Here is a 20,493-nt window from a genome sequence, read left to right as displayed (position 1 = left end):
ACGCTGAACGTGTACTCAACACTATAACCCTGAAAGTAAAATTCATTAATATTCAACAAGTTAAACATTGCGGTGGTTATTTTGATACATCGCATGAATCATCTTTAAGGTGAGAAAAAACTGAAAATACAGTTTAAAATTGATCCAAATCAAATTTAGGTGAGATTTATCCTTAAAAATCACATCATAAATACAGCTCAGACCTCACATCGCTCATTCGCCTCAACAAACCTGTCGAAAATTCAGTCGGATATAAGAAAAGATCGCCTGTATACCCACAATATCATCTTCCGTTCTGACGTTTTGGCTCCTGTGATTAAGGCGATTAAAAATAGCGCAATTGTACTTTGATGGCCGGTTAAATATTTACAATTCTTTCGGACTTTTTTAATTACACTACTGAGCAGACTGACTAACTTAACTCAAAAACAACAAATGATGAACAAGGGATAAACAGACGCAGAAAAACATTAAACAGGCCGATAAAAGGCATCCAGACCAGTATAAAAAACTATTTTTACACTGTTAACAAAGATTAACACCATTAAATAAAGGGAGAGATATAGAATTAATCACCTATAAAATCTCACACTCACGTCGTCATGAAACGTTTTACTATTCGACTGCAGCCCATAATGTCACTCACTACGAGGCAACTCTGTGGATATGAAGTGCTGTCTGAGCCTCCCACTGAGGTCAATATTACAGAGTGGTTTGAACAGTGCTCATCCGCCCAACTCCTGCAGTTGAGAACGTGGCAGCTCAGGATGCTTGAAAGTCAAAAAATCACCGTAAAGCTCTTTGTTAACCTCACCACAGCCATTCTCGCCAGCGAAGAGGGGACCGCGGCGCTTCTGCAAGGCCCTTTACCGGGGGTCGTTGAGCTTCAGGACCCAATGGCAATCGCCCGTCTTGATGCGACCAGGCTCGCATTACTGGATAAAAATCTCCGGCGGCTTCGGCATGCCGGTATGGAGGTCTGGCTCGATGATTATCTCAGCGACTATGGCAGTACGCTTGCCGATAGCGGGCTGGAATTCGATGGGGTGAAACTCGACTGCGCTGCATTCCAGCAGTATCGCAACGATAGCGCGGGTTTAGCGCACCTGATCGCTGAAGCACGACGTTTCGGAACGTTCGTCCTTGCGGAAGGGGTTGAGAGTCAGCGAGACGTCAGAGCGGCATTGCTGGCGGGGGCCGATCTGGCGCAGGGATTTTACTGGCCGGAGAAAAAAATCCATGCGGTGCAGGCCCCGTCGGTTCAAACCGTCCAGAGACAAATGCGCAATGTCACATAACCGTAATAGCAAAATGCCGCCCTCCTATCGTAACCATATAATTAAATAGATGTTAACTTATTGTAAATTATAGTCATCCAGCTACACCATGAAGGATTGATGCATGTCACGCATCAGCTTATGTGTAATTTGCGCTTATTAATTTTCCCTCACTGATCCAGTTTTCAGAAACAGACGCGTAAAACGTCAACAATAAACTGGAGATAACCATGTTTTCCTCAACCTCACCTGCAACCGTACGCTCTAAGGCGGGCGCGATACTTCGCGTGACGTCCGGCAACTTTCTTGAACAATTCGATTTCTTTCTTTTCGGCTTCTACGCCACCTACATCGCCCACACGTTCTTCCCGGCGAGCAGTGAATTTGCGTCGCTGATGATGACCTTCGCGGTCTTCGGCGCGGGCTTCTTGATGCGTCCAGTCGGGGCCATTGTGCTGGGGGCTTATATTGACAAGGTCGGTCGCCGCAAAGGGCTGATCGTGACGCTTTCCATCATGGCGGCAGGCACCTTCCTGATCGTGCTGATCCCGTCCTATCAAAGCATCGGGCTTTGGGCACCGTTGCTGGTACTGACGGGCCGTCTGCTGCAGGGCTTTTCCGCCGGTGCGGAGCTTGGAGGCGTCTCGGTCTATCTCGCTGAAATCGCCACGCCGGGCCGCAAAGGGTTCTATACCAGCTGGCAGTCCGGCAGCCAGCAGGTTGCCATTATGGTCGCCGCGGCGATGGGCTTTGCCCTGAACGCGCTGATGGAAGAGAGCGCCATTCGTGAATGGGGCTGGCGCATACCGTTCCTGTTCGGCTGTTTAATCGTGCCGTTTATCTTTTTCCTGCGCCGCAAGCTGGAGGAGACGGAAGAGTTCAGCGCACGCCGCCATCATCTGGAGATGCGTCAGGTCTTTAAAACGCTGCTTGGCAACTGGCAGGTGGTGGTCGCGGGCATGCTGATGGTGGCGATGACCACCACCGCGTTCTACCTGATCACCGTCTACGCGCCAACCTTCGGCAAAAAAGTGCTGATGCTGAGCGCCTCGGACAGCCTGCTGGTCACGCTGCTGGTAGCGATCTCTAACTTCATCTGGCTGCCGGTGGGCGGCGCGCTGTCGGACCGCTTCGGGCGTAAACCGGTGCTGATTGCCATGACCCTGCTGGCGCTGGCCACCAGCTACCCGGCCCTGACGCTGCTGGCTGATGCGCCAAGCTTCTCCATGATGCTGAGCGTCCTGCTGTGGCTCTCCTTCCTGTATGGGCTGTATAACGGGGCGATGATCCCGGCGCTGACGGAAATTATGCCCGCTGAAGTCCGCGTGGCAGGGTTCTCTCTGGCTTACAGCCTCGCAACGGCGATCTTCGGCGGCTTTACCCCGGTGATGTCCACCGCGCTGATTGAATACACTGGTGACAAAGCCTCGCCGGGCTACTGGATGAGCTTCGCCGCGGTGTGTGCCCTGCTGGCAACCCTCTACCTCTACCGTCGTCGCGCGGTATCGGTGCAAAACACCGTTAAGTCGCAGGGGGCCGCATGACTCGCACTTCTCGTTATGCCGCCACCGCGCTGATGCTGACGTTCCTGAGCGCCAATGCCTGCGCTCAGGAGGTGAAAGTGATGATTTCAGGCGGTTTCAAAGCCGCCCTTGAAAAGCTGGCACCGGAATATGAACGCCAGACCGGCGATACCATCGTGATTATTCCCGGTCCGTCAATGGGCGCTACGCCGCAGGCGATCCCAAACCGGCTCGCGCGCGGCGAGAAAGCCGACGTGGTGATTATGGTGGGCGATGCGCTGGCGAAGCTCGAAAAAACCAGCCAGACCCAGCCGGGTTCGCGAACCGAACTTGCGGACTCCCCCGTCGGAATGGTGGTGAAAAAAGGGGCGGATGTCCCTGATATCAGCAGCGAGGCGACGCTACGTAACGCGCTGCTTCAGGCCAGCTCCATCGCCTATTCAGACAGCGCCAGCGGCAGGTATGTCAGCCAGACGTTGTTCAAGAAACTAGGGATTGAAAAGGAGGCGGCGGCTAAAGCAACGATGGTCGAACGCATTCCGGTTGCTTCGGAAGTGGCAAAAGGGAAATACGCCGTGGGCTTCCAGCAGGTGAGCGAGCTGCTGCCGGTTCAGGGCGTCACCTTTATCGGTAAAATCCCGGATAATCTGCAGTACATCACGCGCTTCGCAGGCGCGGTCACCCGTCACGCTGAACATCCTGACGAGGGGAAAGCGCTGCTGACCTATCTCGCCTCACCGCCCTCACGCGCCGTCATCGAGAAGACGGGGATGATCCCCGTTACGTCCGGCGATACCGCTCGGTGATCTCTTTTTCCAGTTCAGCCGCGATATAAGACTGGATGCGCCCCCGGCGCCGGATAAGCCCAACGGTGCGTTTCACTTCCGGCGCCACCAGCGGCAGATGCGTCAGCGGCGTGTGCTCTGAGGTCGGCATTGACATGGCGGGAACGGCGGCAATGCCGATCCCCGCCTCTACCATACCGAGCATCGTGGTGACGTGGCGCGTTTCGCAGACGCTGGGGCGCTCGGGAATGATATCCCCCAGCATCCGATCCAACAGGTTGCGGTTCCCCGACGTTTTATCGAGGGAGATATAGTCCTGCTGGTAAAACGCCTGCCAGGTCAGGTGGCTCTTCTGCGCCAGCGGGTGGTCCTTTCTGCACGCCACAACGTAGACATCCTCCACCAGCGGGAAAAATTCAATTTCAGACGGCAAGTTTCCAGCAAAGCAGATGCCAAAATCCGCCTGGCTTCGGGCCACGGCGTCAATCACATTCCCCGCGCTGCTGTCGATGAGCTTAATGCGAACGCGCGGAAAGCGGGACTGAAAGCGACGGATCACATCAGGCATAAAGTAACAGGCGGCGGAAGGTACAGCGGCGACCGTAATCAGCCCCGTCCGCTCTTCACTGGCCTTATCGACATCCGCCAGCATTGATTCCACGTTGTCGAGCAGCTGTGCTGAGCGTTCAGCAAAGTTTTGCCCGTATAACGTCAGGGCGACGCGGCGGGTGGTTCGGTCAAACAGCCTGGTTCCCAGCGCGGCTTCCAGCTTTTCGATCCTGCGGCTCAGCGCCGACTGGGATATGCAGATTGATTCAGCGGCGACACGGAAGTTACCGTATTCCACTAACGCCCTGAAGGCATAGAGATCGTTAAGGTCGAAATTCACGGGCATAGCGTCTGGATGTCCTGTCAGGGAAAGCAACAAAGTCAAAAATAATAGCGTCTTATTGACCTTCCGCAACCGGCGCGGTGTTGAAATAGGTCAGAGGTTGTTGAGATTGAGGCGAATGCGCCCGGCCTGGTCAGCAATCGCCTGCCGTTCCTCTTCCTTCATATCCGCAAGCTGTTTATAGACAATGCCCAGGCGGGGATTGTTACCGAGGCGCGCCCGGTTGCGCGCAAAGAAATCCCAGTAGAGGGCATTGAACGGGCACGCCAGCTCTCCGGTGCGCTGGTTGTGCTGGTACCGACATCCCTGACAGTAATTACTCATCTTATGAATGTAGGATGCGCTTGAGACATAGGGCTTACTGGCCAGTAACCCGCCATCGCCAAACTGGCTCATGCCGAGAGTATTGGGCAGCTCCACCCATTCAAACGCATCAATATAGACCCCCAGATACCACTCATGAACCGCCTGCGGCGACAGGCCGCTGAGCAGACTAAAGTTCCCGATCACCATCAGGCGCTGGATATGGTGGGCGTAAGCCTCGGTAAGCGATTGCCCAACGGCATGCGCCAGGCAGCGCATCTGCGTTTTGCCCGTCCAGAACCAGTCCGGCAGCGGGGCGTGCTGCTCCAGGGCATTCAGCTCGCGATAGCCCGGCATTTGCGACCAGTAGATCCCGCGCACGTACTCCCGCCAGCCGAGAATTTGTCGGATAAACCCTTCAACGGCAGGCAGCGGCGCGTGGCCAGAACGCCATGCCTGCTGGGCGGCGGCCACCACTTCCCGGGGATTAAGCATTTTGGTATTCAGCGCAAAAGAAATTAACGAATGAAAAAGAAAAGGTTCCTCCGCGTGCATCGCATCCTGCCAGTTTCCAAACTGCGGGAGCACGTGAGAAATAAACGCATCCAGACTGGCTTTGGCTTCCGAACGGTTGAGCGGCCAGCGAAAATTGTCGGCCTGCGGTTCGCCGAAGGTCTTTACGCCGCAGCGTTGGATCTCTGCCCACAAGGCTGAACGATCGTGACGGGGGCGCGAGTCACCCGGTGCGGGCGGCTCGCCCGACCAGCGCCTGCGGTTTTCAGCATCATAATTCCATTTCCCCCCTTCCGGCTCGCCTTCAGAGGTCAAGAGAATCCCGTGCCGACGGCGCATTTCCCGATAAAAGTATTCCATTCGCCAGCTTTTACGCGACGCAAAAAACGTGCTTACCGCGTCCCGGGGGGTGAAAAAATGCTCGCTGCTGACGCAGGCTGTTTCGACGGACGCTGTTTTCGCCCACGCCTGCAGCTGCGCATCAAGACGCCATTCGTCGGGCTCCTGCCACAACACCCTATCGGCGCTGTAATGCGTAACAAGCGCGTTGAGATTCTCTTCCAGCGCGCCGCGGTTTGAACCGTCAGAGAGCCGGACATACCTCACCCGATGCCCCTTCTCTTTCAACGCTGAGGCAAACGCCCGCATGGCGGCGAAGATAGCGATAACCTTCTGGGCATGATGCAGCACGTATGCGGTTTCCGCCCGCAGCTCCAGCATCACGTAAATGACGTTCGGACTGCAGGTATCAAACCAGCTGTGAAGGGGATTAAGCTGATCGCCCAGGATCAGGCGCAGCTCGGTCAACGGTGGCTCCTGCGGCAACGCTCGGAACAGTATTTGACCTCATCCCAGCATTTCGCCCATTTTTTGCGCCACGTCATGGGCCGCTGGCAGTGCACACACAGCCGACTGGGCAGGTCCTGCTTGTTGCCTTTGAAATCGCTCATCTTTTCAATACCGTACTGATTTATTCACCCCACCTGCGGATAAAGGCTACGACAGACGTCACAAAATGAAGGTGATGCCTGCAAAGCGCTACCCACCGCTACGTACGAAATGATAGTTTATTCGGGCTGTAAGTGTTGCAATGATAACGTTCCCCTTTGTGTTCAAGTGACGAGTTTGCGAGCAAAGTGATGATTAAGTGGCCCTGGAAAACGAATGAGGCTGGCCGGGATATGGCGCTGCCGTGGGATGACGCGCTGGCGATCCCTGTTCTGGCGAATCTTAAGCCGGATGAACAATCGAAGCTGGTTCAGATGGCGGATCGTTTTTTGCAGCAAAAACGTCTGGTGCCGCTGCAGGGGTTCGAGCTTGATCCGCTGAAAAACGCCCGCATCGCCCTGCTTTTCTGCCTGCCGGTGCTGGAGCTCGGCATTGAGTGGCTGGACGGTTTTCATGAAGTGCTGATTTATCCTGCACCGTTCGTCGTCGATGACGAGTGGGAGGATGATATCGGGCTGGTACACAACCAGCGGGTGGTGCAGTCCGGACAAAGCTGGCAGCAGGGGCCAATTATCCTCAACTGGCTCGACATTCAGGACTCGTTCGACGCCTCAGGCTTTAATCTGATTATTCACGAGGTGGCGCATAAGCTTGATACCCGCAACGGGGATCGCGCCAGCGGCGTGCCTTTTATTCCGCTACGTGAAGTCGCAGGATGGGAGCACGACCTGCATGCGGCAATGGATAACATCCAGGATGAGATAGACCTGGTGGGCGAAAGCGCGGCCAGCATTGATGCGTATGCGGCAACTGACCCCGCCGAGTGCTTTGCAGTGCTCTCGGAGTACTTCTTCAGCGCCCCCGAACTCTTCGCGCCCCGTTTCCCGGCGCTGTGGCAGCGTTTCAGCCAGTTTTATCAGCAGGATCCGCTCCAGCGCCTGCGGCAAAATGAGGGCGCAGGCGGCCCTTCATCCCACCACGTCCATTAATTTTTTTCGACAGGGGTACGCTCGGTTAACCGTACCCCGATGCTCAGCGCTAAAAACAGCGCAGCCACGCCAAAGGCCGCCGTCGTTAAATAGTGTTCGCCGAAAAAGCGCGTCACAACGGGCACCAGCAGCGCGCTGACGCCATAGCCCAGCGTGTGGCTGGTCGCAATAGCGCCCGCCCCCTTCCCCGTAGTCAGGCGATCGTTCAGCAGCAGCTGATAGCCCGGCGTTGCCATTGCCGCGCCGAGCGAAGTGATAGCAATCCCCACATAGAACAGCGCCAGTTCGGCGATACACATTAGCGCAAGCCCAGCCACCATCAGCACCGCCGCCATGCAAAGCAGGGTCAGCGGGCTGAAATGCTGCGGACGAACCACCAGGAACTGCGCCGCGAGCGTAGCCAGCGCGGCCAGGCTCAGCAGGAGCGCAACATGATGGCTGATATCCCGGGCGTTGCCGTCCAGTAAGGGGCTGAGGTGAGGTGACAGGCCGAGCTGCATCAGGCTCACCAGCGCCGCCAGCAGCATCGCCAGCAGCAGGAACGGCAGCATGGACATCTGCAGACGGGTCGCCTGGTGTGCCACCGGCGGCAACGGCGGATCCGCCACCTCGCGCAGCACCAGCAGCAGAGCGATTAACGGCGCGATCGCCATCAGCCAGAGCGGCGCGACCGGGTTAACGCTGAGCATCAGCGCCGCCAGCGGAGGCCCCAGCAGGCGGCCGCAGCTGAGGCCGGAACTGATGGTTGCCAGCGCCGCCATGCGTTTATCCAGGCCCGCACGCTGAATGGCCCACGTCTGCGCGGCAGGCACCATGCCCGACACCGTCAGGCCATACAGCAGACGCGAGAGGATCAGCCCCGCCAGCCCCCAGGTGCTTTCCAGCCTCCCTGCCGCCATCGCCCAGACCACCAGCGCCATGACGCCAAAGCTGGCGAGATAGCCGCTGAGGGAGGCCACCATAACGACCTTACAGCCGCGGCGCTCGCTCTGGCGTCCCCACCAGGGGGACGCGGGTAAAAAAAGCATGGAGCCGAACATCAGCAGCCCGGCCCAGACCGAGAGTGAAAGTCCGGTCAGGGTCACCAGCTGCGGAAGCATGACCAGTAAACCGTTTTGCCCGATGCCCAGCAGGCCCGCGCAGAGCGCCAGGGGCCAGTTGGCTTTGGAGGTGATGTTTTCGGTCAACGTTTCAGAATCAGCGCGCATGAGAATGTGAACATAGTGTCAATAAATGTGTGGAAATTATGAAGTTAATGAAAACAAATATTGCAAAAATAGTTGCCACTGTAAACAGAATGAATATCATAACGAGAATTATTATCAGTCATGGAATGAGGTACATCTATGCGTGCTCTGCCCCGCTCTGCCGGTACAGACGTTGCAGCCCAGTGTTTTTTAAACGCCCTGTTACGCGAAACGAAGGACTGGCGCTATCTCCCCGCAGCCGCAGCGGATGAGTTAGCGCACATTCAAATTCCACTCTCTTCCTCCCAGGCCCTTCGGGTTCCGGTACGCTATTTTTCCCCAACCCAGCACCATCAGTACCGTTTCCCGGCAACGCTTATTCAGAGCGATAGCGACAGTGGTGACGCCGTCACTTTCACTCAACTGATTGATTTAATTCTTGAAAAACCCTCAGTAAAAGGCTCACTGGATGCCGATACGCTGACGCGTTTTAAACAGCGCGCGCTGGAAAGCCATGCCCATACCTGGCAGGCGATTGATTTGCGCCACGGCTGGGCAACGCTGCGAGACAAGCCGCTGACGTTTGCCGAAGCGGAACAGGCGCTGCTGGTGGGCCACGCGTTTCACCCTGCGCCAAAATCCCACGAGCCATTCAACGAAACCGAGGCGCGCCGGTATCTGCCGGATTTCGGCTCCCGCTTCCCGCTGCGCTGGTTTGCCGTTGAGAGCACGCTCGTTGCCGGCGACAGCCTGAACGTCTCCCTGCGCGAGCGTCTGCTGCGCTTCGCCGCCCAGAGCGCGCCCGATCTGCTCGGCCACTTCACCGACACCCGCTGGCTGCTGCCGATGCATCCGTGGCAGGCCGACTATCTGCTGGAGCAGGACTGGTGTCAGCGTCTGGCGGCAAACGGTTCATTACAGGACCTGGGTGAAGCGGGCGCACAGTGGCTGCCCACCAGCTCCTCACGCTCGTTGTACAGCGAAACCAACAGCGACATGATTAAATTCTCCCTCAGCGTGCGCCTGACCAACTCCGTGCGCACGCTGTCGGTCAAAGAGGTTAAGCGCGGTATGCGCCTGGCGCGGCTGGCGAAAACAGAACGCTGGCAAGATTTACAGGCCCGCTACCCGACCATGCGCGTGATGCAGGAAGACGGCTGGGCAGGACTGCGTGATGAAAACGGCGTCGTTCAGGAAGAGAGCCTGATGGCCCTGCGCGTTAACCTGCTATTCGATACGCCAGACACCCAGACCAACGTGCTGGTCAGCCTGACGCAGGCCGCGCCTGACGGCGGCGACAGCCTGCTGGCCGCAGCGGTACGCCGTCTTAGCCAGCGTCTGGATTTACCGCTCGCCCAGGCCGCCCGCTGCTGGCTGGACGCCTACTGCGACCGCGTGTTGCTTCCGCTGTTCAGCGCCGAGGCGGACTACGGTCTGGTGCTGCTGGCGCACCAGCAAAATATCCTCGTTGAGATGCAGCAGGATTTCCCCATCGGGCTGATCTACCGCGACTGCCAGGGCAGCGCCTGGACCGAAGGGGCCGACGCGTGGCTGAAAGAGGCGGGCGAAACCGACGTGGAAAACCGCTTCGGTGAAAGCCAGTTGCTGCGCTACTTCCCTTATTACCTGCTGCTGAACTCCACCCTTGCCGTCACCGCCGCTCTCGCCGCCGCCGGTTTCGACAACGAAGAGCACCTGATGTCCCGCGTGCGTGACGCGCTGGCCGGGCTGCGCACGACGGCGAAGCAGACCCGCTGCCTCGACTACGTGCTCGACAGCCCGACCTGGAACTGCAAAGGCAACTTCTTCTGCTACCTGCACGATCGCAATGAGAACACCATCGTCGATCCGGCGGTGATCTATTTCGACTTTAGCAACCCGTTTTACAAGGAGAAGGCGTGATGGCCATCGCGAATATCGTCCATTCCGGCTACGGCTTTCGCTGCACCGCAACGGAACAAAACCTGCCGCTGACGCTGGGTCTTGACGGCAGCGCGGTGCTGGAGCGCCTGACCGGGATCCCGGCCGGCTGGCTGGTGGAAGCCCTCGATCAGCTGTTTGTTGCCGCGCCGGCCCTGACCGGCATTACCCTGCCGTGGGCGGACTGGCAGGATGAACCCCAGGCGCAGGCGCTGTTTAGCCAGGCCCACGGGGATTATCTGGCGCGAGAAACCTTCTGGCAGTTGCCGCTGTGGCTGCAAGGCGAACGTCCGCAGGCAAGCGGCGGGATGCAGTTTGATGAGAGCCGTCAGTTGTACTTCCCGCTGCGTCCTCGTCGCCCACAGGGCGAGGTCTATCGCCGTTACGATCCGCAAATCAAGCGCACTTTGAGCTTCCGCGTGGCGGACGTGGCGCTGGACGGCGAGCGTTTCACTCAATGGATGAATAACCCGCGCGTGAACGCCTTCTGGGAGATGGCGGGCCCGCAGGCCGAACAGGAAAACTACCTGCGCCGCCAGCTTGACTCGACCTACTGCTACCCGGTTATCGGCTGCTTCGACGACCAGCCGTTTGGCTATTTTGAACTCTACTGGGCGGCAGAAGACCGCATTGGCCGCCACTACCGCTGGCAGCCGTTTGACCGCGGGCTGCACATGCTGGTGGGCGAAGAAAACTGGCGCGGCGCGCAGTATATCCGCAGCTGGCTGCGCGGCCTGAGCCACTATCTGTATCTCGATGAACCGCGCACCGCGCGCATCGTGGCCGAGCCGCGCTTCGACAACCAGCGCCTGTTCCGCCATCTGGCATCCGCCGGTTTCGACACGGTGAAAGAGTTCGACTTCCCGCACAAGCGCTCGCGCCTCATCATGAGCCAGCGTCACCGCTTCTTCAGCGAGGTGGGCCTGTGAACGCGCTCTGGCAGAAAGTGAACCGCGAGATGGTGGCGAAGATCCTCGCGGAGCTGGAATACGAACGCACCCTGCGCGCTGAGCCGGTTTCATCGGACGGCTGGCACATCGCCATGGGCAACGAGTGCTGGCAGTTTCGCGCCGCGCGCGGGATCTGGGGCTGGCTGCATATCGACCCGGACAGCCTGACCACCGCCAGCGGCGCCGCCGTGGAAGCGGAGAGCGCGCTGCTGCAGCTGGCGACGGTGCTGGAGATGAGCGACGCGCAAACGGCGGAGCACATGGAAGATCTCTACGCCACGCTGCGCGGCGACATGCAGCTGCTGCAGGCGCGTGAAGCGCTGGACGCGGACGCGCTGATCCACCTCGACCCGGACGAATTACAGTGTCTGATGAGCGGCCACCCGAAGTTTATTTTCAACAAAGGCCGCCGCGGCTGGGGTCTGGACGCGCTGCGCCAGTACGCGCCGGAATACCGCGGGCGCTTCCGCCTGCACTGGGTCGCCGTCCAGCGTGAACATCTGGTCTGGAGCAGCGACGCCGATTGCGACATTCACGCTCTGCTGGCCAGCACCATGGACGATGCCGAGCGCGCCCGGTTTGACGCTCGCTGGCAGGCGCTGGGTCTCGACGACGGCTGGCTGCCCGTGCCGCTGCACCCGTGGCAGTGGCAGCAAAAAATTGCCATTCATTTTCTTGCGCAGCTGGCGCGCGGTGAAATGGTTGAGCTGGGCGAGTTTGGCGATGAGTACCTGGCCCAGCAGTCCCTGCGCACGCTCACCAACGCCAGCCGTCGCGCGCCGTATGACATCAAGCTGCCGCTGACCATCTACAACACCTCCTGCTATCGCGGCATTCCGGGCAAGTACATTGCCGCCGGTCCTCTGGCCTCGCGCTGGCTGCAGCAGCAGTTCGCCGCTGACGCCACGCTGATCCGCTCTGGCGCGCAGGTGCTGGGCGAACCCGCCGCCGGGTATCTGTCGCATCCGGGTTACGCGGCGCTGCCGAAAGCGCCCTACCGCTATCAGGAGATGCTGGGCGTGATCTGGCGCGAGAACCCATCCTGCTATCTGCAGGACGGCGAACAGGCGGTGCTGATGGCGGCGCTAATGGAAACCGACAACGCCGGGCGCCCGCTGATCGACGCGTGGATCACGCGCTCGGGGTTAAGCGCCGACGCGTGGCTGGAAAAGCTGTTCGAGGCAACGGTGATCCCGTTCTACCATCTGCTCTGCCGCTACGGCGTGGCGCTTATCGCCCACGGCCAGAACGTGACGCTGGTGATGAAGGACTACGTCCCGCAGCGCATCCTGCTGAAGGATTTCCAGGGCGATATGCGCCTGGTGGACGAGGATTTCCCGCAGGCGCAGAGCCTGCCGGAGCAGGTAAAAGCGGTGACGGCGCGCCTGAGCGCGGATTACATCATCCACGACCTGCAAACCGGCAACTTTGTGACGGTGCTGCGCTTTATTTCACGCCTCACGCTGCAAAGCGGCGTCAGCGAAACGCGTTTCTATCAGATCCTCGCCGGGGTGCTGCACCGCTATATGGCCGCGCACCCGGAGCTTGCGGAGCGCTTTGCGAAATTCGATCTGTTTAAGCCGCAGATTATTCGCGTGATCCTCAACCCGGTCAAACTGACCTTCTCCGAACACGACGGCGGCAGCCGCATGCTGCCGAACTACGTTACCGATCTTGATAACCCTCTTTTTCTGGCCTCCCGGGAGTCCGCGCAATGAAAACCTATGATTTCATCGGCATTGGTATTGGCCCGTTTAACCTCAGCGTCGCCGCCCTCGCAGAAGGTCTGGACGGCTTTAGCTCGCTGTTCCTTGAGCGTAAACCGCACTTCTCATGGCACCCGGGCATGATGGTGCCGGACTGCCACATGCAGACCAGCTTCCTGAAGGATCTGGTCAGCGCCGTGGAGCCGACCAACCGCCACAGCTTTCTGAACTACCTGGTACAGCGCAAAAAGTTCTACCGCTTCCTGACCACCGAGCAGCGCACGGTTTCCCGCGAAGAATTTGCGGACTACCTGTGCTGGGCGGCGGACAACCTCACCAACCTCGCCTTCAGCCAGCAGGTGCAGCAGGTGAGCTTTGATGAGAAAAACGGCCTGTTTGAGGTGGTGACCCAGCGCGACCGCTTCCTGGCGCGCCACGTCTGCGTGGGGATTGGCAAACAGATCAACCTGCCTGACTGCGTCACGGCGCAGGACGATACCTGCTTCCACGCCAGCGAGATGATGCTGCGCACGCCGGATCTCGCCGGCAAGCGCGTCACCGTTGTCGGCGGCGGCCAGAGCGGCGCCGACCTGTTCCTGAATATTTTCCGCGGCGAATGGGGCCAGCCGCTGAGCCTGAACTGGGTCTCGCGCCGCAACAACTACAACGCGCTGGATGAAGCCGCCTTTGCTAACGAGTATTTCACGCCGGAGTATGTGGACAGCTTCTCCACGCTCGGTGAAGAGGCGCGTCGTCAGATGCTGCACGAGCAGAAGATGACCTCCGACGGTATCACCACCGAGTCACTGCTGGCGATTTACCGCGCCATGTATCACCGCTTCGAAGTGCTGCGTGAAAAACCCTGGGCGCACCTGATGCCGTCCCGCTCGGTGACGGCCCTGACGCGCCAGGAAAACGGTCAGCGCCTGAGCATACAGCATCACCTCGACGGCGGCCACGAGCAGCTGGAGAGCGACGTGGTGATTTTCGCCACCGGCTACCGCGCCGTGCAGCCCGCGTTCCTAGCACCGCTGTCTCACCGCCTGCATCTGGATGCGGACGAAGCGTTCTGCATTAACAACGATTTCACCCTCGAATGGGACGGTCCGCAGAGCAACCGCCTGTTCGCCGTGAACGCCGGGATGCATCGTCTCGGCATTGCCGAACCCCAGCTCAGCCTGATGGCCTGGCGCGCGGCGCGAATTCTGAATCGCGCACATGCCGACGAGCCGTTTGAACTGGCCACCACCCCTGGCGTTATCCACTGGCGGAGCACCACCAGCCCGGAGAGCAGCCAGGTTTTTAAATCGTTAGCAAAAACCACTGAGTACTGACACACACAATCAGGATCAACATAACAATGAAACGTTCTCATCTTTGGGTTTTAAATCCTTGCTTGCTTGCAATGCTTTCTACCTCTGCGTGGGCGGAAGAACAAAAGGAAGAAAATATCGTGGTCTCTGCCAGCCGCGCGCACCGCAGCGTGGCCGAGATGGCGCAGACCACCTGGGTCATTGAACGCTCTGAGATCGAGCAGCAGGTTCAGGGCGGGAAAGAGATTAAAGAGGTGCTGGCGCAGCTGATCCCGGGTATGGACGTCAGCAGCCAGGGGCGTACCAATTACGGCATGAACCTGCGCGGCCGCTCCATGATGGTGATGGTGGACGGCGTACGCCTGAACTCGTCCCGCAGCGACAGCCGCCAGCTCGACTCCATCGACCCGTTCAACATTGACCGCATCGAAGTCATCTCCGGCGCCACGTCACTGTACGGCGGCGGCAGTACCGGCGGCCTGGTGAACATCGTCACCAAAAAGGGCCAGCCGGAGACCGAAGTTGAGTTCCAGACCGGAGCAAAAAGCGGGTTTAACAGCCACAATGACCACGATGAGAACGTGTCGGCTGCGGTCAGCGGCGGCAACGACAACGCCTCCGGCCGTCTGTCGGTGTCGTATCAGCGCTACGGCGGCTGGTATGACGGCAACGGCGACGAGGTGATCATCGATAACACCCAGACCGGCCTACAGTATTCCGACCGTATTGATGTGATGGGAACAGGCACCCTCAACATCGACGATCACCAGCAGTTGCAGCTCACTACCCAGTACTACAAGAGCGAGTCCGACGGCAAGCATGGGCTGTATCTCGGGAAGAACTTCTCGGCGGTAACGGGCGATGCCACCGCGTACAACAAGGATAATCTCGACTCTGACCGCGTGCCGGGCACCGAGCGCCATCTGATTAACCTGCAGTACTCTAATACTGATTTCTGGGGCCAGGATCTGGTCGCGCAGATTTACTACCGTGACGAGAGCCTGACCTACTACCCGTTCCCGACCCTGACCAAAGGCGTGGTGAGCAGCATCGGCGCGTCGCAGCAGAAAACCGATTTTTACGGCGGCAAGCTGACGCTGAACAGCAAGCCAGTGGACGATTTGACGCTGACCTGGGGTGTTGATGCCGACCACGAAACGTTCGATGCCAACCAGCAGTTCTTTGACCTGAGCAAAGCGGCGGCGACCGGCGGCATGGAGCTGGACAACGCCTACAACGTGGGCCGTTATCCGGGCTACAGCATCACCAACCTCGCTCCGTTCCTGCAGGCGAGCTATGACATTGACGCCATCACCCTGAGCGGCGGCGTGCGCTACCAGTACACCGAAAACAAGGTGGATGATTTTGTTGGCTACGCCCAGCAGCAAGCCATCGCCACCGGGAAAGCCACCTCCGCCGACGCGGTGCCGGGCGGGAAAACCGATTACAACAACTTCCTGTTTAACGCCGGGATCCTCGGTCGTCTGACCGAACAGCAGCAGCTGTGGTTTAACTTCTCCCAGGGCTTTGAAATTCCTGACCTGGCGAAGTACTACGGCTCCGGCACCTACCAACTCAGCAACGGCCACTATCGCCTGCTGAACAGCGTGAACGTCAACGACTCAACGCTGGACGGCATCAAGGTCAACGCCTACGAGCTGGGCTGGCGCTACACCGGTGACAACCTGCGCACGCAAGTCGCGGCGTATTACTCGCTCTCGGATAAAACCATCACCATCAACAAGACGGATATGACCATCAACCTGGAAGACGACAAGCGTCGTATCTACGGGATTGAAGGCCAGGTGGACTATTTCTTCACCGACAGCGACTGGAGCACCGGCGCGAACTTTAACGCCATCAAGTCTGAAACCCGTGAAAACGGGAAGTGGGAGAAGCTGACGGTCGACAGCGCCAGCCCGTCGAAAGCCAGCGCATGGGTCAACTGGGCGCCGGGCGACTGGACCCTGCGCGTGCAGAGCACGCAGACCTTTGACGTGTCTGACGCTGACGGCAAGAAGATCGATGGCTATAACACGGTCGACTTCCTGGGCAGCTACGCCCTGCCGGTGGGGAAAGTCAGCTTCAGCGTGGAAAACCTGCTGGACAAAGACTACACCACCGCCTGGGGCCAGCGCGCGCCGGGACTGTATAGCCCAACCTACGGTGCACCGGGCCTGTATACCTATAAAGGCCGCGGACGGACGTTTGGTCTGAACTACTCCGTACTGTTCTGATCCTTCGCGCCGCCTGCGGGCGGCGCATTTCGTTGTGTAATTTCAACGCGAATTTGCTATAAAATCAGCGATTTGCTGAAATAGTCGGCAAACGAACAAAAAGCGCGTTTTCACCCTTTGACAAGGCGTATCGAGGTCGATAATATGCGCCTCGTTCACACGATTCCTCTGTAGTTCAGTCGGTAGAACGGCGGACTGTTAATCCGTATGTCACTGGTTCGAGTCCAGTCAGAGGAGCCAAATTCTTGTTTTCATGCCTCTTTGCGAATCCTTATGTGATTTAGATTCAATAAGTTAGCGTGAAAAGTCTTCTCGATGCATTTTCATTTCCCCCTACGCATCGGGCAAGATTGGTGGTCTGATTTGGGGTCATTTCAGTTCGATTATGGAGTGACCACCATATGTCTCTGAACGACGCTAAAATCCGTAGCTTAAAACCATCCGCAAAACCCTTCAAAGTTTCTGATTCTCATGGACTGTACCTTTTAGTCAATCCAGGCGGTTCACGTCTCTGGTATCTCAAATATCGTATCAATGGTAAAGAATCTCGCCTCGGCTTAGGTGCCTATCCCGATGTTTCTCTGGCTTACGCTCGTCAGCAACGTGATGGTATACGCAAGCTGCTAACGCAGAATATCAATCCATCACAACAACGTATCGCAGAGAAAGCTGCCCGCTCACCGGAAAAAACATTTAAGCACGTTGCATTGAGCTGGCATAAAAGCAACAGAACATGGTCTGAGAACCACGCCTCCCGTCTGCTTGCCAGCATGAACAATCATATATTTCCTGTGATTGGACACTTGCCAGTAGCTGAACTGAAACCTCGTCACTTTATCGACCTGCTGAAAGGCATTGAGCAAAAAGGTCTGCTTGAAGTCGCAGCACGTACCCGGCAGCATATGTGCAACATCATGCAGCATGCGGTGCATCAGGGGATGATTGAGAGCAATCCAGCATCGAATCTCGAAGGTATCATCGCAGCACCGGTTAAACGACACTACCCCGCCCTTCCCCTTGAACGACTACCCGAATTGTTGAGTCGCATTGATGGCTATCATCAGGGACGGGAATTAACCCGGCTGGCTGTTTCTCTTACCCTGCATGTCTTTATTCGCTCCAGCGAACTGCGGTTTGCCCGCTGGACGGAGATAAGTTTCACAAATAAAATCTGGACGATCCCCGCCACACGAGAACCGCTCCCAGGCGTCCGCTATTCCAGCAGGGGGGCGAAAATGCGCACGCCGCACATTGTGCCGCTGTCACAACAGACCATCGACATACTGAAGCAGATAAGAGAAATCTCCGGTGATCAGGAGTTGCTGTTCCCCAGCATCCATAATCCATCCAGACCAATGAGTGAAAATACGGTTAATAAGGCGCTGCGGCTGATGGAATATAATACTAAAGAGGATGTCTGCGGCCACGGATTCCGGGCAATGGCCTGTAGTGCCCTGATAGAATCAGGTCTCTGGTCACAGGATGCAGTTGAGCGTCAGATGAGCCATCAGGAGCGCAATAGCGTTCGGGCAGCCTACATCCACAAGGCGGAGCATCTGGAAGCCCGCAAGGCGATGATGCAGTGGTGGTCAGATTATCTGGACAGGTGCAGAGAGGAATTCGTGCCATCCTATATTTTGGGCCATCAGCAGTCCAAAGTCTGAACTACGGTATATACCGATTGATAAGCTTGAAAAAGGGCTCAGCTAATGAGCCCCGTTTAAGACTAAATACTTCGCATATATACTTAAAACACCATCAGCTTCATACAAAGCTTGGTTTTTAGTCACAGAATTGAGCAGGATGTTGAATTTGGCCCCTCACAAATCAAGCACAATTGCATCTGTGTTGGGGGTCAAGTATTTATTCCTAACGCTGCCAGCAATGTACTGATTTTAGGCGAACGATGGCGCGATTTTGCATAAATTAATGAAAGCGGAATCGAAGCCTCGGAGTATTCATGTAGTAGCTCGACAAGTTTACCGTTTTCCAGATATTTACCGACCGCAAAGTCCATTATCTGAACAACTCCCATCCCGCTGAGTGCCGCCTCTAACAGTACATCCGCAGTATCGACGACCAGATTACCCTTAATATCAAAAGCCTGCTGTTCTCCCGCTATAGAATAAAACCACTTTGTGCTACGCCCAGTTCTCTGTGCTTTAACAGCCAGACAGTTATGCTGTACCAGTTCCGCTGGCTCTTTTGGAATTCCGTGGCTGTTTAAATATTCCGGTGACGCAACGGTGACAAAACGTAAATGCTTAATAGTTCTGGCGATAAGCCGTGAGTCCTGTACGCTGCCAATTCTAATCGCCGCGTCAAAGCCTTCTTCCACCAAATCAACCAATCGGTCAGTCATAACCGCGTCAATTGTTAATGCCGGATATCTGTCCAGAATCTCTTTGAGCATAGGAATAATTACCAATCGGCCATAGGCAGAAGGTGTCGTTATTTTTAGTTCGCCTTCAGGGAATACCGTTCTGCCGGTAATCGAATGCCCAACCTCATCCATTTCATGAATCAGGCTTTTTGAGGATTCATATAAAAAAACGCCATCGGTAGTCAGACTTACAGAGTGGGTATTGCGGTTAAGCAAGGTAACACGAAGGTCGAGCTCAAGCCTGGTAATTGCACGTGAGACCCCTGATTGGGTGAGGCCCAATGCCTGCGCAGCTTTGGTAAAACTCTGCGTTTCCCCTACCTTAATAAAGATTTTAAGCGCGTTTAAATCCATAAGTCTTCTCTTACATCTCTTACACGAACATCTATGCCTCGTGGAGGTATCAAGATACAAAAAAAAACTGACAGAAGTTAAATATCAATGTGTTATTAGTTAAAAGATAACGCTATGTCGCCACAATTATTGCAATATCCTTGCGTGGCGACAGCATAGAGGACTATGTACGAGTTGAGCTTAGTCCTGAGGTACGTTGAGCGTGACTTTGCCTGGAGCGAGAAGATGCATGAAATCCTGTTTAATGACTTTATCCCAACTACCAATATTATCCGCGTATACTTTAATGATCTTCTCGTCAACGAGAGTGAGCAAGGTGTTTAAATCTTCTCCGGCCGGGGAATAATCCTTATAAGAAATCAGATCGATTCCTCGTGATACCAAAATTGTGGTGTCTATGCTCGCCACCTGTCCCGAGGCAACGCCCAGAATGAGAACTGTGCCATTAGGGACAACATTGTCTAATAGATGAGCCAGTAAATCGCCACCGACGGTATCGACCAGTGCATCAAAGGTTCCCTCAAAAGGGTATTCTTTAGCCAATAGTACCTCGTTGGGTTTAACGTCGCTGGCTTGCAGCCAATCGAATCCACGCTGACTGTGCACCACCGCCGAAACTTTAATACCGGCATGCATTGCCAACTGAACCAACAAATGCCCGACTCCGCCCGTTGCACCGGTAACGGCCAGAGACTGGCCCGGCTGCAAATGAAGGGATCGCAGAGAACGCAGCGCCGTTAATCCTGCCACCGGCAACGCTGCTGCAACCGCTGCTGATACACTCTCTGGCACGATAGCGACATTGGCACGATCGACAACGCGATATTGGCTCCAGGCACCCGAAAAGCTCCATGTTAATACCCGCTCCCCAATTTTTGGTCCCTGACCGTCGGTGCTGGTCTCGATCACAATACCAAATGCATCCCATCCGGCAGGCTTATCCGATTCCCAGGGAAAGTCTAATTCTCCCCGATTAAGTGATATATTGGAAACTCTGATTAAAATATCACTTTCCGTCCTTCTGACTGGCCGCTGTACATCGGTAAATCTAAAACCACCAGTATCTGATTTCACAATTGCTTGCACGTATTCACTCATTGTTATTTTCCTTTTCGATATTCACACATTCAGAAAAATCAATTAAATAAATAACATTATCTATTTTTAAGATAAGCCGATGACAATTTAATTACCTAAATTCGATATCTTAACC

General features: G+C 56.4%; 16 protein-coding genes and 1 tRNA gene. 11 read left to right on the top strand and 6 right to left on the bottom strand.

Annotation, left to right across the window (positions count from 1 at the left end; translation table 11 throughout):
- The first annotated feature begins 602 nt into the window (after nt 1-602).
- From IM284_RS15645 to IM284_RS15635, 3 genes are all read left to right on the top strand, one after another.
- On the top strand, nt 603-1,298 hold the full coding sequence (locus tag IM284_RS15645) for an EAL domain-containing protein (protein WP_082131804.1): 696 nt from the start codon (nt 603-605) through the stop codon (nt 1,296-1,298).
- A gap of 209 nt (nt 1,299-1,507) precedes the next feature.
- Nucleotides 1,508-2,821, top strand: a complete 1,314-nt coding sequence (locus tag IM284_RS15640; RefSeq protein ID WP_047367859.1) for an MFS transporter — start codon at nt 1,508-1,510, stop codon at nt 2,819-2,821.
- Complete coding sequence (locus IM284_RS15635) at nt 2,818-3,606, top strand: substrate-binding domain-containing protein (protein WP_028013726.1); 789 nt, start codon at nt 2,818-2,820, stop codon at nt 3,604-3,606. Before IM284_RS15640 ends, IM284_RS15635 begins: the two co-directional genes overlap by 4 nt.
- Here the strand turns inward: IM284_RS15635 and IM284_RS15630 are convergent.
- The 3 genes from IM284_RS15630 to IM284_RS15620 all read right to left on the bottom strand — a co-directional run bounded on the left by IM284_RS15630 (nt 3,581) and on the right by IM284_RS15620 (nt 6,243).
- Complete coding sequence (locus IM284_RS15630) at nt 3,581-4,480, bottom strand: LysR family transcriptional regulator (RefSeq protein WP_047367860.1); 900 nt, start codon at nt 4,478-4,480, stop codon at nt 3,581-3,583. The two genes, IM284_RS15635 and IM284_RS15630, sit on opposite strands and share 26 nt — an antisense overlap.
- A 90-nt stretch (nt 4,481-4,570) precedes the next feature.
- Nucleotides 4,571-6,100 carry a cryptochrome/photolyase family protein gene (locus tag IM284_RS15625; RefSeq protein ID WP_193055840.1) on the bottom strand — a complete coding sequence of 510 codons (1,530 nt, stop codon included), beginning with the start codon at nt 6,098-6,100 and terminating at the stop codon, nt 4,571-4,573.
- Nucleotides 6,097-6,243, bottom strand: coding sequence for a DUF2256 domain-containing protein (locus IM284_RS15620; protein WP_072001212.1), 147 nt, complete (start codon nt 6,241-6,243; stop codon nt 6,097-6,099). Before IM284_RS15620 ends, IM284_RS15625 begins: the two co-directional genes overlap by 4 nt.
- A 189-nt stretch (nt 6,244-6,432) precedes the next feature.
- On the opposite strand from IM284_RS15620, the gene mtfA reads away from it, so the two are divergent.
- Entirely contained in the window at nt 6,433-7,230 is a 798-nt protein-coding gene (gene mtfA / locus IM284_RS15615) for a DgsA anti-repressor MtfA (protein ID WP_045260370.1), read from the top strand.
- On the opposite strand, the gene IM284_RS15610 is transcribed toward mtfA, so the two are convergent.
- On the bottom strand, nt 7,227-8,438 hold the full coding sequence (locus IM284_RS15610; protein WP_047367861.1) for an MFS transporter: 1,212 nt from the start codon (nt 8,436-8,438) through the stop codon (nt 7,227-7,229). The genes mtfA and IM284_RS15610 overlap by 4 nt on opposite strands.
- Before the next feature lie 138 nt (nt 8,439-8,576).
- Here IM284_RS15610 and IM284_RS15605 point away from each other — a divergent pair, with 138 nt between their 5' ends.
- The 7 genes from IM284_RS15605 (at nt 8,577) to IM284_RS15575 (ending at nt 18,207) form a co-directional block, all read left to right on the top strand.
- Nucleotides 8,577-10,319: an IucA/IucC family siderophore biosynthesis protein gene (locus IM284_RS15605; protein ID WP_047367862.1), complete on the top strand. Its 1,743-nt coding sequence runs from the start codon at nt 8,577-8,579 to the stop codon at nt 10,317-10,319.
- Nucleotides 10,319-11,266 carry a GNAT family N-acetyltransferase gene (locus tag IM284_RS15600; RefSeq protein WP_028013731.1) on the top strand — a complete coding sequence of 316 codons (948 nt, stop codon included), beginning with the start codon at nt 10,319-10,321 and terminating at the stop codon, nt 11,264-11,266. Before IM284_RS15605 ends, IM284_RS15600 begins: the two co-directional genes overlap by 1 nt.
- Nucleotides 11,263-13,005 carry an IucA/IucC family siderophore biosynthesis protein gene (gene iucC / locus IM284_RS15595; RefSeq protein WP_047367863.1) on the top strand — a complete coding sequence of 581 codons (1,743 nt, stop codon included), beginning with the start codon at nt 11,263-11,265 and terminating at the stop codon, nt 13,003-13,005. Before IM284_RS15600 ends, iucC begins: the two co-directional genes overlap by 4 nt.
- Nucleotides 13,002-14,327 carry a lysine N(6)-hydroxylase/L-ornithine N(5)-oxygenase family protein gene (locus tag IM284_RS15590; protein ID WP_047367864.1) on the top strand — a complete coding sequence of 442 codons (1,326 nt, stop codon included), beginning with the start codon at nt 13,002-13,004 and terminating at the stop codon, nt 14,325-14,327. Before iucC ends, IM284_RS15590 begins: the two co-directional genes overlap by 4 nt.
- 26 nt (nt 14,328-14,353) lie before the next feature.
- Complete coding sequence (locus tag IM284_RS15585) at nt 14,354-16,543, top strand: TonB-dependent siderophore receptor (protein ID WP_047367865.1); 2,190 nt, start codon at nt 14,354-14,356, stop codon at nt 16,541-16,543.
- Nucleotides 16,544-16,707: 164 nt separating this feature from the next.
- A tRNA-Asn gene (locus IM284_RS15580) sits at nt 16,708-16,783 on the top strand.
- A gap of 161 nt (nt 16,784-16,944) precedes the next feature.
- Entirely contained in the window at nt 16,945-18,207 is a 1,263-nt protein-coding gene (locus IM284_RS15575) for an integrase arm-type DNA-binding domain-containing protein (protein WP_044643620.1), read from the top strand.
- A 191-nt stretch (nt 18,208-18,398) separates the two neighbouring features.
- On the opposite strand, the gene IM284_RS15570 is transcribed toward IM284_RS15575, so the two are convergent.
- Both IM284_RS15570 and IM284_RS15565 read right to left on the bottom strand, forming a co-directional pair.
- Nucleotides 18,399-19,280, bottom strand: coding sequence for a LysR family transcriptional regulator (locus IM284_RS15570; RefSeq protein ID WP_044614187.1), 882 nt, complete (start codon nt 19,278-19,280; stop codon nt 18,399-18,401).
- A gap of 180 nt (nt 19,281-19,460) precedes the next feature.
- Nucleotides 19,461-20,378, bottom strand: coding sequence for a zinc-binding dehydrogenase (locus IM284_RS15565; protein ID WP_050887337.1), 918 nt, complete (start codon nt 20,376-20,378; stop codon nt 19,461-19,463).
- Nucleotides 20,379-20,493: the final 115 nt, after the last annotated feature.

Source organism: Enterobacter cloacae complex sp. P12RS, from assembly GCF_014895875.1.
Taxonomy (GTDB): domain Bacteria; phylum Pseudomonadota; class Gammaproteobacteria; order Enterobacterales; family Enterobacteriaceae; genus Enterobacter; species Enterobacter bugandensis.
This window is presented reverse-complemented; position numbering and strand designations above follow the sequence as displayed.